Raw genomic sequence first — 13906 nt, 5'->3', positions numbered from 1 at the left:
GCCGGGGGGGTTTCGGTGGCGGGGGTGGGTGGCTCCGTTCCGTGCCGGTCGGCGTCGGTGGTCGGAGGCAGGAGCGTCGCGGCCGTTGTGGGTGAGGGGGAGTCCGGGGACTCGAGGTCGGACCAGGGGGTCGGGGGTGTCATCCGAGGGGCTCCTTGGCCGGGGTGAGGGCTCCGGAGAGCCATTTGCGGTCGTCGCCGGGGACCAGGAGCTCCGCCACCTCCAGCACGTGGTGGCCCGCCATCGACGGCAGGCAGCTGCCGCGGGCCGGGGCGATCGCGGCCGCCCAGTCCGGGGGGATCGCCCCCTCTCCCTGGGTCGCCCCGGCCAGCGCCCCCGCCACCGCCGCCGTCGTGTCCGCGTCGCGGCCCATGTTCACCGCCGTCAGCACCGCCTGCACGAAGTCGCCGTCGGCCGCCGCGTACGCCCCGAAGGCCAGGGCGACCGCCTCGGGGGCGAGGTCGGTCCAGGGGTAGCCGCCGATCACCACCGCGGAGCGCACCGCGCGCTCCCCCTCGTGGGCGACCGCGGCGGCCCGGCGCAGGGAGCGGGCCGTCCAGGAGTCGTCCGGGACGACGGCGAGCGCCGAGGCCACCACCACCGGGGTGGGCGCCCCGGCCATGGCCGCGGCCACTCCGGCCGCCACGGCCTGGCCGCCGTAGATGCCCTCGCCGTCGTGGCTCACCGAGCCGTCGATCGCGACCAGCCGGGCCGCCTCCGCCGGGCGGCCCGCGGCGAACACCCCGAACGGCGCCGCCCGCATCGCCAGCCCGTCGCTCCAGGCGTGCCGGTGCTGGGCCGAGATGGGGGCGGCGAGGCCGCGGCGCAGGTTCTCCAGCGTGCCCCGCTCGCTGAACCCGGCGCCCCGGAACGGCCCTTCGGCGCGGTCCGCGATCCACTCGTGCCAGGCCGCCTCGACATGGGCCGGTGTGAGAGCCGAGCCGTGGCGGGCCAGCAGCAGCCCCGAGAAGATCGCGTACTCGGTGTCGTCGGTGCCGCAAGGGTGCTCGGCCACGAACCCGGTGATGCGGCCCCACCGGGCGCGGATCTCCGAGGGCTTCATGTTCTCGGCGGGAGCCCCCAGCGCGTCGCCGACCGCCAGGCCCAGCAGGGCGCCGCGGGCCCGCTCGCGGAGCTCTCCGGCGGCGCCGGGCGCCGGAACCGAGGGGGTGCGGGCGATCGATGCCATACGCGGCCTCTCCTCCGGGGGTTCCGCCAGGGCGCGGAGCCCTTTGCGGATGTGTCCCACCGTCGGCGGTTGACCTGAGCCTCACCGGGGCCACTGTCACCCGGTCGACCTGTCCTGCGAGGCCCCGGCCGCGTGGCGGCTTTCCGGGGAAAACCGCAGGTTAGCGCAGCCTTTCCTTGCTGGCGGGAGGGAATGCGACGGCGTAGATTTGTCGTTGTCGAAGAGTAGAACGCGTCTAAAGACAGCCTTACCTGACTTCCTCCGGGGGGAAATCCCATGGCGATCATCGAGACCGAGGCCGCGCTGCACGAGGCGCACCGCGACAACCACACCCACCGCGATGTGAACGGCGGCTGGCTGCGCCCCGCCGTCTTCGGCGCGATGGACGGCCTCGTCTCCAACCTCGCCCTCATGACCGGTGTCGCCGGCGGTGCCGTCAGCCACCAGACCATCGTGCTCAGCGGCCTCGCGGGACTCGCCGCCGGCGCCTTCTCCATGGCGGCCGGCGAGTACACCTCGGTCGCCTCGCAGCGCGAACTCGTCGAAGCGGAACTGGCCGTCGAGCGGCGGGAGCTGAGCAAGCACCCCAAGGACGAGGAGGCCGAGCTGGCGGCCCTCTACGAGGCCCGGGGCGTGGACGCGGACCTCGCGCGGGCCGTCGCCGAACAGCTCTCCCGCGACCCCGAGGTGGCCCTGGAGATACACGCCCGGGAGGAGCTGGGCATCGATCCCGGCGACCTGCCCTCGCCGCTGGTCGCGGCCGTGTCGTCGTTCGGGTCCTTCGCCCTCGGCGCCCTGCTGCCGCTCCTGCCGTACCTGCTCGGCGCCACCGCGCTGTGGCCCGCGGTGCTGCTCGCGCTCTTCGGGCTCTTCCTGTGCGGCGCGGTCGTCGCCAAGGTCACGGCACGCAGCTGGTGGTACAGCGGGCTGCGGCAGCTCGCCCTGGGTGGCGCGGCGGCCGGTGTGACGTACGCCCTGGGTACTTTCTTCGGAACGGCCGTAGGATAGCGCGCCTGGTACATATGCGAGGGACCGCATAAGTTTCCGTTACTCGCTGGTTTCGGGAGCATGACCACCGGGCATGAGCCGTAAGCACTGTGGGCAATGACGCCTCCAGCGCACGCGCGGGGTGGGCGACGACGCCCCTTCCGCCTCCCTGTGGGCCGTCGGGCATGGACCTGCCTCGTCCGGTCCTCCACATACTTCGAGCCATATCCGCGGGACCCCCGCCGCAGGCCGTGGTGTCCGCATGGTGGAACGGAGTATCCCGGTTCCCGAGAGTCGTTCCATCATGTAACCTGCACGAAATTTTGCGATCACGCAGAGGGCCAACGTCGTCCCTTGCACTGCTCCCCGGCCTTGTTCCCGGGGAACCCCCAGCCAAATGACGACGACGGGAGAGCCGATGCGTACGCCGCGCCAGCCGTCCCAGCACTCCACGAATGGCCAGAACTGGTCCTTCATGGATGCTCGCCCTGCTGCGCAGGGTATGTACGACCCCCGCGACGAGCACGACGCCTGCGGCGTCGGCTTCGTGGCCACCCTCACCGGAGAGGCGAGCCACACGCTGGTCGAGCAGGCGCTGACCGTTCTGCGCAATCTCGAGCACCGCGGCGCCACCGGCTCCGAGCCCGACTCGGGTGACGGCGCGGGCATCCTCTCCCAGGTGCCGGACGCCTTCCTGCGCGAGGTCGCCGGGTTCGAGCTCCCCGAGGCCGGCGCCTACGCCGTCGGCATCGCCTTCCTGCCGGAGGACGGCACCGAGGACGCCGTCGCGCGCATCGAGACGATCGCCGCCGAAGAGGGCCTCGACGTCCTCGGGTGGCGCGAGGTCCCGGTCGCCCCCGGACTGCTCGGCGCCACCGCCCGCTCGACGATGCCGGCCTTCCGCCAGATCTTCGTCGCGGACGGTTCCTCCAAGGACATCACCCTCGACCGCAAGGCGTTCGTCCTGCGCAAGCGCGCCGAGCGCGAGGCCGGGGTCTACTTCCCCTCGCTGTCGGCCCGCACCATCGTCTACAAGGGCATGCTGACCACCGGCCAGCTCGAGCCCTTCTTCCCGGACCTGTCCGACCGCCGCTTCGCCTCGGCCATCGCGCTCGTCCACTCGCGCTTCTCCACGAACACCTTCCCGTCGTGGCCGCTCGCGCACCCCTACCGCTTCGTCGCGCACAACGGTGAGATCAACACCGTCAAGGGCAACCGCAACTGGATGCGCGCCCGCGAGTCGCAGCTGGTCTCCGACCTGTTCGGCGACAAGGGCCTGGAGCGCATCTTCCCGGTCTGCACCCCGGACGCCTCCGACTCCGCCTCCTTCGACGAGGTCCTGGAGCTGCTGCACCTCGGCGGGCGCTCCCTGCCGCACTCCGTGCTGATGATGATCCCGGAGGCGTGGGAGAACCACGACTCCATGGACCCGGCCCGCCGCGCCTTCTACCAGTTCCACTCCACGATGATGGAGCCCTGGGACGGCCCCGCCTGTGTCACCTTCACCGACGGCACCCAGGTCGGCGCGGTCCTCGACCGCAACGGCCTGCGCCCCGGGCGCTACTGGGTCACCGACGACGGCCTCGTCGTCCTCGGCTCCGAGGTCGGCGTCCTCGACATCGACCCCGCCAAGGTCGTCCGCAAGGGCCGCCTCCAGCCGGGCCGCATGTTCCTCGTCGACACCGCCGAGCACCGCATCATCGAGGACGACGAGATCAAGGCCGGCCTCGCCACTGAGCAGCCGTACGCGGAGTGGCTGGAGGCCGGCGAGATCGAGCTGTCGGACCTGCCCGAGCGTGAGCACATCGTGCACACCCACGCCTCGGTCACCCGCCGCCAGCAGACCTTCGGCTACACCGAGGAAGAGCTGCGCATCATCCTCGCGCCGATGGCCAAGGCCGGCGCCGAGCCGATCGGCTCGATGGGCACCGACTCGCCGATCGCCGCGCTGAGTGACCGCCCCCGGCTGCTCTTCGACTACTTCACCCAGCTGTTCGCGCAGGTCACCAACCCGCCGCTGGACGCCATCCGCGAGGAGCTCGTCACCTCGCTGCGCTCCTCGCTGGGCCCGCAGGGCAACCTGCTGGAGCCGACCGCCGCCTCCTGCCGCTCGGTCACCCTGCCCTTCCCGGTGATCGACAACGACGAGCTGGCCAAGCTCATCCACATCAACGCCGACGGCGACATGCCCGGCTTCAAGGCCGCGACGCTCTCCGGCCTGTACCGGGTCTCCGGCGGCGGCGACGCCCTCGCCGCGCGCATCGAGGAGATCTGCGCCGAGGCCGACGCCGCCATCGAGAACGGCGCCCGGCTGATCGTCCTGTCGGACCGGCACTCCGACGCCGAGCACGCGCCGATCCCGTCGCTGCTGCTCACCGCGGCCGTCCACCACCACCTCATCCGCACCAAGCAGCGCACCCACGTGGGCCTGCTGGTCGAGGCCGGCGACGTCCGCGAGGTCCACCACGTCGCGCTGCTCATCGGCTACGGCGCCGCCGCCGTCAACCCGTACCTGGCGATGGAGTCCGTCGAGGACCTGGTCCGCGCCGGTACCTTCCTGCCCGGCATCGAGGCCGAGCAGGCCATCCGGAACCTGATCTACGCCCTCGGCAAGGGCGTGCTCAAGGTCATGTCCAAGATGGGCATCTCCACCGTCGCCTCCTACCGCGGCGCCCAGGTCTTCGAGGCCGTCGGTCTCGAAGCGGCCTTCGTCGAGGAGTACTTCAACGGCACCACCAGCAAGATCGGCGGCGTCGGCATCGACGTGATCGCCAAGGAGGTCGCCGCCCGGCACGCCAAGGCCTACCCGGCCTCCGGCATCGCCCCGGCGCACCGCGCCCTGGAGATAGGCGGCGAGTACCAGTGGCGCCGCGAGGGCGAGCCGCACCTGTTCGACCCGGAGACGGTCTTCCGCCTCCAGCACTCCACGCGCACCGGCCGCTACGACATCTTCAAGAAGTACACCGAGCGCGTGAACGAGCAGTCCGAGCGCCTGATGACGCTGCGCGGCCTGTTCGGCTTCAAGTCCGACCGCCCCTCGATCCCCCTCGAGGAGGTCGAGCCGGTCAGCGAGATCGTCAAGCGCTTCTCCACCGGCGCCATGTCGTACGGCTCCATCTCCAAGGAGGCGCACGAGACCCTCGCCATCGCCATGAACCAGCTGGGCGGCAAGTCCAACACCGGTGAGGGCGGCGAGGACCCGGACCGTCTGTACGACCCGGCCCGCCGGTCGTCCATCAAGCAGGTCGCCTCCGGCCGCTTCGGTGTGACCAGCGAGTACCTGGTCAACGCCGACGACATCCAGATCAAGATGGCCCAGGGCGCCAAGCCCGGCGAGGGCGGCCAGCTGCCCGGCCACAAGGTCTACCCGTGGGTCGCGAAGACGCGTCACTCGACGCCGGGCGTGGGCCTCATCTCCCCGCCGCCGCACCACGACATCTACTCCATCGAGGACCTCGCCCAGCTGATCCACGACCTGAAGAACGCCAACCCCCAGGCGCGCATTCACGTCAAGCTGGTCTCCGAGGTCGGCGTCGGCACGGTCGCGGCCGGTGTGTCCAAGGCCCACGCGGACGTCGTCCTCATCTCCGGCCACGACGGCGGCACCGGCGCCTCCCCGCTGACCTCGCTGAAGCACGCGGGCGGCCCCTGGGAGCTCGGCCTCGCCGAGACCCAGCAGACCCTGCTGCTCAACGGCCTGCGCGACCGCATCGTCGTGCAGACCGACGGGCAGCTGAAGACCGGCCGCGACGTCGTCATCGCCGCGCTGCTCGGCGCCGAGGAGTTCGGTTTCGCGACCGCGCCGCTCGTCGTCTCCGGCTGCGTCATGATGCGCGTCTGCCACCTGGACACCTGCCCGGTCGGCATCGCCACCCAGAACCCGGTGCTGCGCGACCGCTTCTCCGGCAAGGCCGAGTACATCGTCAACTTCTTCCGCTACATCGCCGAAGAGGTCCGCGAGCTCCTCGCCGAGCTGGGCTTCCGCTCCATCGAGGAGGCCGTCGGCCACGCCGAGGCGCTCGACGTGACCCGCGCGGTCGACCACTGGAAGGCGCAGGGCCTGGACCTGGAGCCGCTGTTCCACGTGCCCGACCTGCCGGCCGGCGCGGTGCGCCACCAGCTGGTCGCGCAGGACCACGGCCTGGAGAAGGCGCTCGACAACGAGCTGATCAAGCTCGCCGCCGACGCCCTCGCCGCCGACTCCGCGACCGACGCCCAGCCGGTGCGCGCCCAGGTCAAGGTCCGCAACATCAACCGCACGGTCGGCACCATGCTCGGCCACGAGGTGACGAAGAAGTTCGGTGGCGCGGGCCTGCCCGACGACACCATCGACATCACCTTCACCGGTTCCGCGGGCCAGTCCTTCGGCGCCTTCCTCCCGCGCGGTGTGACGCTGCGCCTGGAGGGCGACGCCAACGACTACGTCGGCAAGGGCCTGTCCGGCGGGCGCGTCGTGGTCCGGCCCGACCGGGCCGCCGACCACCTCGCCGAGTACTCGACGATCGCGGGCAACACCATCGCGTACGGCGCGACCGGCGGCGAGCTGTTCCTGCGCGGCCGGACCGGCGAGCGGTTCTGCGTCCGCAACTCCGGCGCCCTGGTCGTCTCCGAGGGCGTGGGCGACCACGGCTGCGAGTACATGACCGGCGGTCACGCGGTGGTCCTCGGCGAGACGGGCCGCAACTTCGCGGCCGGCATGTCCGGCGGTGTCGCCTACGTGATCGACCTCGACCGGGACAACGTCAACGCCGGCAACGTGGGTGCCGTCGAGGCGCTCGACGACGCCGACAAGCAGTGGCTGCACGACGTCGTGCGCCGCCACCAGGAGGAGACCGGGTCCACGGTCGCCGAGAAGCTCCTCGCCGAGTGGGACACCGCGGTGGACCGCTTCAGCAAGATCATCCCCAGCACGTACAAGGCAGTGCTCGCCGCCAAGGACGCCGCCGAGCGAGCCGGTCTCACCGAGACCGAGATCACCGAGAAGATGATGGAGGCGGCGACCAATGGCTGATCCCAAGGGCTTTCTCAACCACGGGCGCGAGGTCGCCAAGTCCCGCCCCGTCGACGTGCGGCTGAAGGACTGGAACGAGGTCTACGTCCCCGGCTCCCTGCTGCCGATCATCAGCAAGCAGGCCAGCCGGTGCATGGACTGCGGCATCCCGTTCTGCCACAACGGCTGTCCGCTCGGGAACCTCATCCCGGAGTGGAACGACTACGCCTACCGCGAGGACTGGGCGGCCGCCCAGGAGCGGCTGCACGCGACCAACAACTTCCCGGAGTTCACCGGTCGCCTCTGCCCCGCGCCCTGCGAGTCGGCGTGTGTGCTCGGCATCAACCAGCCGCCGGTCACCATCAAGAACGTCGAGGTCTCGATCATCGACAAGGCGTGGGAGACCGGGGACGTCGCTCCGCAGATCCCCGAGCGCCTGTCCGGCAAGACCGTCGCCGTCATCGGCTCGGGCCCGGCCGGCCTGGCCGCCGCCCAGCAGCTGACCCGGGCCGGCCACACCGTGGCCGTGTACGAGCGCGCCGACCGCGTCGGCGGCCTGCTGCGCTACGGCATCCCCGAGTTCAAGATGGAGAAGCGGCACATCAACCGCCGTATCGAGCAGATGCGCGCGGAGGGCACCCGCTTCCGCACCGGCGTCGAGATCGGCCGCGACCTCAAGGCGACCGACCTGAAGAAGCGGTACGACGCCGTCGTCATCGCCGCCGGCGCCACCACCGCCCGTGACCTCCCCGTCCCCGGGCGGGAGCTGAAGGGTGTGTACCAGGCGATGGAGTACCTGCCACTGGCGAACAAGGTCCAGGAGGGCGACTACGTCACCTCCCCGATCTCCGCCGAGGGCAAGCACGTCGTCGTCATCGGCGGCGGCGACACCGGCGCCGACTGCGTGGGCACCGCCCACCGCCAGGGCGCGGCCTCGGTGACGCAGCTGGAGATCATGCCCCGCCCGAGCGACGAGCGGAACAACGTCAGCCAGCCGTGGCCGACGTTCCCGATGCTCTACAAGGTGACGTCCGCGCACGAGGAGGGCGGCGAGCGGGTCTACTCCGTCTCCACCACCCACTTCGAGGGCGACGAGGACGGCAACGTCCAGTGGCTGCACCTCACCGAGGTCGAGTTCGTCGACGGCAAGCTGACCCAGAAGCCGGGCACCGAGCGCAAGATCCCCGCCCAGCTGGTCACCCTCGCGATGGGCTTCACCGGCACCGACCGGGAGAACGGCCTGGTCGAGCAGTTCGGCCTGGAGCTCGACGAGCGCGGCAACATCGCCCGCGACGCCGACTTCCAGACCAACGTGCCCGGCGTGTTCGTCGCCGGTGACGCGGGCCGCGGCCAGTCGCTCATCGTGTGGGCGATCGCCGAGGGCCGCTCGGCCGCCCGCGGCTGCGACCGCTTCCTGACGGGTGCGAGCGAGCTGCCGGCCCCGATCCGCCCGACGGACCGCGCCCTGGCGGTCTGATCTTCCCCGGATCATCCGAGAACGTCCCGTACAACGGCGTACGGGCGGGAATCCGGGGGTTTCCCCCGGACCCCCCGAGACGGCGTCTGCCTCGTCCCCGACCGGACGAACGGGCAGGCGCCGTCGGCATGTCCGGGACGGCCCGGACGGCCGGGGACGGCCCCAGGACGGCCGGGGGCGGGCCGGCGGCTACGGCAGGTGGTAGGTCTCCCCGTACACCTTCCACGTCAGCGGCGGCTTCAGGTCGAGGTTGCCGTCGTAGAGGAACTGCCGTTGGGCGGTGTCGATGCGGCTGGTGTCGATGCCGGGGCGCTTGTCCTTCATGGCCTCGCGGCGGATGTCGAGGAAGATGTCCAGGTACTCCTTCTCGGAGCCGCCCTGGGCGGGGGTGTCCGCCTCGCGCTGGGCGCGTTCGCGCAGCACGTAGAAGCCGTCGTCGTCGATGCCGGGGCCGTGGAAGACCATCGCGTCGTAGTAGATGAACTGGCCCAGGGTGCCCAGCCCGTCGAGCTTGGCGAGGCGCACGGCCGGTTCGAAGTAGGCGCGGTCGCGTTCGGCGAGCTGGGCCTGCTGGAACTCAGGCTTGCGGGCCTCCGCCTTCCACGCCTCGGTGAAGCCGGGGTCCAGGCCCTCGTGCGAGTCGGTGCCGTCGACGGCGCGCAGCGCGGGGAGGTACTTCGCGAGCCCGTTGCCCGGGTGGTCGGCGGTGTAGCGCTCGACCAGGATGCGCAGGTCGTTGGTGCCGGTGCAGAAGCCGATGATGCCCGCCGTGTAGCCCTGGCCGTCGCCGATGTCCTCGATGTAGCCGAAGGTGTCACGCCACTTCAGGGTGGAGTTCTCGGCGCTGGACACCAGCTGTTGGGCGAGGGTCTTCGTGGCCGGGGCGGCGAGGCCGGGCGGCTGGTCCGCGATCAGCTCGTCGTCCGCCGACCGCTCCTTCTCCGCACGGGACTTGGCCTCCTGACGGGAGGCCTCCTGGGTGCTGACGGTGGGGGAGGCAGGGCTCTCGGCGGAGTCGGTGGGCATGAGGAAGTACGCCGCCGCGGTGAGCGCCAGCGGCGCCGCCGCGAAGATCAGGATGCCGGAACGCTTCACAGGGGTATTCCTCCACCGGTCAGCTCGGAGACCTTGGCGAAGGCGGCCACGGCGAGCAGGACGAGGACGCCCGCGCACGCGGCCGTCTGGATCAGGGCCTGGCGCGGTCCGCGCGGGGCGTAGGCGAAGGCGGCGGTGACCGCCGCGCCGGTCAGCAGTCCGCCGAGGTGGCCCTGCCAGGAGGTCAGGCCCGCGGACAGCAGCATCCACAGCAGCAGGAACACCATGAACCGGTTGACGGACCGCATGTCCGCCCCGATCCGGCGGGCCAGCACGTAGTAGGCGGCGCCCAGTCCGAAGATCGCGCCGGACGCGCCCAGCGACTCCGTGTTCACGTCGGTGAGCATCAGCTCGAAGACCGAGCCGCCGAGCGTGGCCAGAAGGTACAGCGCGATGAACCGCAGCCGCCCCAGCATGGGCTCCACGACCCGGCCGAGCTGCCACAGCGCGAGCATGTTCAGCACGATGTGCAGCAGCCCGAAGGTGCCCTCCGTCGGCGGCAGGTGGAGGAAGCCGCTGGTGAGCAGCCGTTCCCACTGCCCGGCGACCAGACCGGACGGCTCGAAGCCGGGCGGGAGTCCGGGCTGGTAGACGTAGAAGGCGCCGTCCGGCCCGGTCAGGCGGGCGGACACCATCGCGAACCGGTCGACCAGCTCCGGGCGGGCCAGCTCGGCCAGGTAGGCGACCAGGTTCAGGCCGATGAGGACCGAGGTCACCAGCGGTGTGCTCGTGATCCGACCGCCGACGAGCGTGCGGGCCTGCCGGACCGAGCGCGCCCCCTCCTTCACACACTCCACGCACTGGTGCCCGACGGCCGCCTCCCGCATGCAGGAGGGGCAGATGTAGCGGTCGCAGCGCGTGCACCGCACATGCGACTCCACCCTGGGGTGGCGGTAGCACGTGGTGACGGCTGCGTCGGTGGGCTCGGGCTCCACTGCCGGCTCCCTGAAGGATCGAATGAACGGTGAGCCGATGAGGACGGCGGCGAACAAGATACGGCGGCGAACAAAATATCGAACCCCGGTGCCGAAATCGAATGCCGGTGCAGAGCAGAAGGGGAGAGCGGGACGGGTGTGCCGTAGGGTCGGGCCGCCGGGGTGCCGTACGAGGGGGCAGGGGACATGGCCGCGATCAGTCTGAGCAAGGTGGAGGAGACCGCGCCCGCGCTGGCGGGCCCGTACCGCAGCGCAGGGGTGTCGCTGCGCAAGCACGGTCTCGACGGGGCGCGGGCCGCCGTCTACCTGGTGGTGGACTACTCCGGGTCGATGAAGCCGTTCTACGGGGACGGCAGTGTGCAGGCCCTGGCCGACCGGGTGCTCGGGCTGTCGGCGCACCTCGACGACGACGGCCGGGTCCCGGTCGTCTTCTTCTCCACCGACGTCGACGCCGTCACCGAGATCGCGCTGGACGCCCACCAGGGCCGGATCGAGCGGATCGTGTCCGGGCTCGGGCACATGGGGAGGACCAGCTACCACCTGGCCATGGACGCCGTCATCGACCACTACCTGGACAGCGGGTCGAAGCAGCCGGCCCTGGTCGTCTTCCAGACCGACGGCGGGCCCATCAACCGGCTCGCCGCCGAGCGGTACTTGTGCAAGGCGGCACGGCTCCCGCTGTTCTGGCAGTTCGTCGGGTTCGGCGACCGGGGCAGCAAGCAGTTCGACTTCCTGCGCCGGCTCGACGAGCTCCCGGTGCCGGACAAGCGGGTCGTCGACAACGCCGGGTTCTTCCACGCCGGCCAGAACCCGTCGGCGATGCCGGACGGCGAGCTGTACGACCGTCTCGTCGGGGAGTTCCCGCAGTGGCTGGCGGCGGCGCGGGCGCGGGGCATCGTGCCCCCCGTCTGACGGCGGCCCGCGCTCACCGGAGGCCCGCGCCCCGCAGCACCTCGGTCCGGCAGGTGTCCGGGTCGCCCCAGGCGCCCAGCAGCGCACGGGCCTTGGTCAGCCACAGCGACAGGTCGCACTCCGCGGTGTAGCCGATCGCCCCGTGCGCCTGGAGGGCCGCCCGGGCGGTGGCGTACGCGGCCTCACCGGCGGCCACCTTGGCGGCGGCGACGTCGGCGGGGTCCAGGGTCAGCGCGGCGCCGAAGACGAGGGGCCGGGCGAACTCGAGACCGATCCGGGCGTCGGCCAGCCGGTGTTTGACCGCCTGGAACGAGCCGACGGGGACCCCGAACTGGGTGCGCCGCCGGACATGGCCGACGGCCTGGGCGAGCAGGGCCTCCCCGACGCCGAGGGCCTGCGCGGCGGTGCACAGACGGGCGTGGAGGAGGGCCCGCGCGGGCGGTGGCCCGGAGGCGAGCAGCCGCCCTCCGGGCGCGAGGGAGGTCAGACGGCGGGCCGGGTCCAGGGAGCGGCGCACCGGTCCGTGTCCGGGGGAGAGGAACAGGCCCTCGCCGGTGAGCGCGAGCCGTACGCCGGCCACGTCCCCGTCCAGCGCGTACGGCGCGTCCCACGCCACGGTCGCCAGCGCCTCGCCCGCCTGCAGCGCCGGCACCAGCCGCCCCGCGGGGCCGGTCTCGGGCAGCCCGGCCAGCAGCACCGCCGCCGTGACCGTCTCCACCAGAGGGCCCGGCACCGCGTGCCGCCCCAGTTCCACGAAGGCGACGGCGAGTTCCACGGGCCGGGGGCCCAGCCCGCCCCGGGACTCGGGGACCGCGAGCGCCCACACGCCGGCGTCGGCGAGCCGGGACCACAGGGCGCGGCCCGCCGCATGCTCGCCCCGGCTCCACGCCCGGACGACCGCCGGGGTGTCCGCCGTGGTCAGCATCTTGTCCAGCGATCCGATGAAGGCACGCTGCTCGGCGTCGAACAGAAACCTCATGGGCACCGCCTCCTCGGTGGCGTGGGCGGGGTACGTCGTGGGCGGGGCCCCTTCGGCGGCGCGGGCGGGAAGGTCATGGGCGGTGCGGGCGGGCACCTCATGAGCGGCGCCCCCTCGGCGTCGCGGGCGAGGCGCCTCATCCGCGGCGCCCCTTCGGCAGGCCGAGCAGGCGCTCGGCGATGATGTCCCGCTGGATCTCGTTCGTGCCCGCGTACAGCGGTCCGGCCAGCGCGAAGACGTACCGCTCCGCCCACTCGGTGTCGGCCGCCTCGCCCTCGGCGCCGAGCAGATCGAGGGCCGTCTCGTGCAGCGCGATGTCGTACTCCGACCAGAACACCTTGTTCAGGCTGGACTCCGGGCCGATCGACCCGCCGTCCGCGAGCCGGGACACCGCGGCGCAGGCGAACAACTGGTAGGCGCGCGCCCCGATCAGCGCGTCGGCGACCCGGGCCCGCGCGCTCTCCGGCTCGCCCCGCGCCCGCCACAGCCGGTGCAGCCGGCCGGCGCTCGCGAGGAAGCGGCCGGGGGAGCGCAGCATCAGCCCGCGTTCGTTGCCGGTCGCGGCCATCGCGATCCGCCAGCCCTCGCCGGGTTCCCCGATCACGTCGTCGTCCGGCACGAACACCTCGTCCAGGAACAGCTCCGCGAAGGCCGGCCTGCCGTCGAGCCGGGCGATCGGACGGACCGTCACCCCCGGGGCGCGCAGGCCGAACATCACGTAGACGAGACCGAGATGAGGCCGCTCGGCGTCCGGGTCGCAGCGGAACAGCCCGAACGCGCGGTCCGCGAACGCGGCTCGCGACGACCACGTCTTCTGCCCCGACAGCAGCCAGCCGCCGGACACCCGGACGGCTTTCGACCGCAGCGCGGCCAGGTCCGAGCCCGCCTCCGGCTCCGACCACGCCTGCGCCCACACCACCTCCCCGGTGCCCATGGGCGGCAGCACCCGCGCGCGCTGCTCCTCGGTGCCGTGCGCGAAGAGGGTCGGGGCGAGCAGGCTGACGCCGTTCTGCCCGACGCGGCCCGGCGCGCCCGCCGCGTAGTACTCCTCCTCGAACAGCAGCCAGCGCACCAGCGAGGCGTCCCGGCCGCCGTACCGGGCCGGCCAGTCGACGACCGACCAGCGGGCGGCGGACAGTTCGGCCTCCCACGCGCGGTGCGCGGCGAAGCCCTCCGCGGTCTCCAGCGACGGCGGCGGACGCTCCGGCACATGCTCCCGCAGCCAGGCGCGGGCCTCGGCGCGGAACGCCTCGTCGGCGGCGGAGTACGTGAGGTCCAAAGCGTCCTCCTCACGGACGAGCGGAGCTTCCCCGACGGTCTTCCCTAACAAGTGTTTGGTAGG

Annotated in this window: 9 protein-coding genes; 4 read left to right on the top strand and 5 right to left on the bottom strand. The window is 72.2% G+C overall.

Annotation, left to right across the window (positions count from 1 at the left end; all coding sequences use genetic code 11):
- Window positions 1-139 precede the first annotated feature (139 nt).
- The gene (locus ADL34_RS28120) at window positions 140-1189 is read right to left on the bottom strand and encodes an ADP-ribosylglycohydrolase family protein (RefSeq protein WP_062673875.1); all 1050 of its coding nucleotides are present in this window, start codon (window positions 1187-1189) and stop codon (window positions 140-142) included.
- Window positions 1190-1465: 276 nt separating this feature from the next.
- Here ADL34_RS28120 and ADL34_RS28115 point away from each other — a divergent pair, with 276 nt between their 5' ends.
- The 3 genes from ADL34_RS28115 to ADL34_RS28105 all read left to right on the top strand — a co-directional run bounded on the left by ADL34_RS28115 (window position 1466) and on the right by ADL34_RS28105 (window position 8643).
- Window positions 1466-2197 carry a VIT1/CCC1 transporter family protein gene (locus tag ADL34_RS28115; RefSeq protein ID WP_062673873.1) on the top strand — a complete coding sequence of 244 codons (732 nt, stop codon included), beginning with the start codon at window positions 1466-1468 and terminating at the stop codon, window positions 2195-2197.
- A gap of 397 nt (window positions 2198-2594) precedes the next feature.
- Window positions 2595-7187 carry a glutamate synthase large subunit gene (gene gltB, locus ADL34_RS28110; RefSeq protein ID WP_079034455.1) on the top strand — a complete coding sequence of 1531 codons (4593 nt, stop codon included), beginning with the start codon at window positions 2595-2597 and terminating at the stop codon, window positions 7185-7187.
- Window positions 7180-8643 (top strand): glutamate synthase subunit beta, encoded by a 1464-nt coding sequence (locus ADL34_RS28105; protein ID WP_062673869.1) that lies wholly within the window; start codon window positions 7180-7182, stop codon window positions 8641-8643. Before gltB ends, ADL34_RS28105 begins: the two co-directional genes overlap by 8 nt.
- Before the next feature lie 189 nt (window positions 8644-8832).
- On the opposite strand, the gene ADL34_RS28100 is transcribed toward ADL34_RS28105, so the two are convergent.
- Both ADL34_RS28100 and ADL34_RS28095 read right to left on the bottom strand, forming a co-directional pair.
- Window positions 8833-9738: a chitosanase gene (locus ADL34_RS28100; RefSeq protein ID WP_062673867.1), complete on the bottom strand. Its 906-nt coding sequence runs from the start codon at window positions 9736-9738 to the stop codon at window positions 8833-8835.
- A complete protein-coding gene (locus ADL34_RS28095) occupies window positions 9735-10673 on the bottom strand; it encodes a rhomboid family intramembrane serine protease (RefSeq protein ID WP_062673865.1) in 939 nt (312 codons plus the stop codon). The genes ADL34_RS28100 and ADL34_RS28095 overlap by 4 nt, the downstream gene beginning before the upstream one ends.
- Window positions 10674-10859: 186 nt before the next feature.
- On the opposite strand from ADL34_RS28095, the gene ADL34_RS28090 reads away from it, so the two are divergent.
- A complete protein-coding gene (locus ADL34_RS28090; RefSeq protein WP_062673863.1) occupies window positions 10860-11585 on the top strand; it encodes a vWA domain-containing protein in 726 nt (241 codons plus the stop codon).
- Window positions 11586-11598: 13 nt separating this feature from the next.
- Here the strand turns inward: ADL34_RS28090 and ADL34_RS28085 are convergent, their stop codons facing one another.
- Both ADL34_RS28085 and ADL34_RS28080 read right to left on the bottom strand, forming a co-directional pair.
- Window positions 11599-12564 (bottom strand): acyl-CoA dehydrogenase family protein, encoded by a 966-nt coding sequence (locus tag ADL34_RS28085; RefSeq protein WP_062673881.1) that lies wholly within the window; start codon window positions 12562-12564, stop codon window positions 11599-11601.
- A 136-nt stretch (window positions 12565-12700) separates the two neighbouring features.
- Window positions 12701-13843 carry an acyl-CoA dehydrogenase family protein gene (locus ADL34_RS28080; protein ID WP_062673862.1) on the bottom strand — a complete coding sequence of 381 codons (1143 nt, stop codon included), beginning with the start codon at window positions 13841-13843 and terminating at the stop codon, window positions 12701-12703.
- Between the last annotated feature and the right edge of the window lie 63 nt (window positions 13844-13906).

The organism is Streptomyces sp. NRRL WC-3605, assembly GCF_001509795.1.
Classification (GTDB): domain Bacteria; phylum Actinomycetota; class Actinomycetes; order Streptomycetales; family Streptomycetaceae; genus Streptomyces; species Streptomyces viridochromogenes.
This window is presented reverse-complemented; position numbering and strand designations above follow the sequence as displayed.

Bases quoted from the DNA above. Each gene is read 5' to 3' on its own strand.
- ADL34_RS28120 (WP_062673875.1), bottom strand. From the start codon at position 1,189: ATGGCATCGATCGCCCGCACCCCCTCGGTTCCGGCGCCCGGCGCCGCC.
- ADL34_RS28115 (WP_062673873.1), top strand. From the start codon at position 1,466: ATGGCGATCATCGAGACCGAGGCCGCGCTGCACGAGGCGCACCGCGAC.
- gltB (WP_079034455.1), top strand. From the start codon at position 2,595: ATGCGTACGCCGCGCCAGCCGTCCCAGCACTCCACGAATGGCCAGAAC.
- ADL34_RS28105 (WP_062673869.1), top strand. From the start codon at position 7,180: ATGGCTGATCCCAAGGGCTTTCTCAACCACGGGCGCGAGGTCGCCAAG.
- ADL34_RS28090 (WP_062673863.1), top strand. From the start codon at position 10,860: ATGGCCGCGATCAGTCTGAGCAAGGTGGAGGAGACCGCGCCCGCGCTG.
- ADL34_RS28085 (WP_062673881.1), bottom strand. From the start codon at position 12,564: ATGAGGTTTCTGTTCGACGCCGAGCAGCGTGCCTTCATCGGATCGCTG.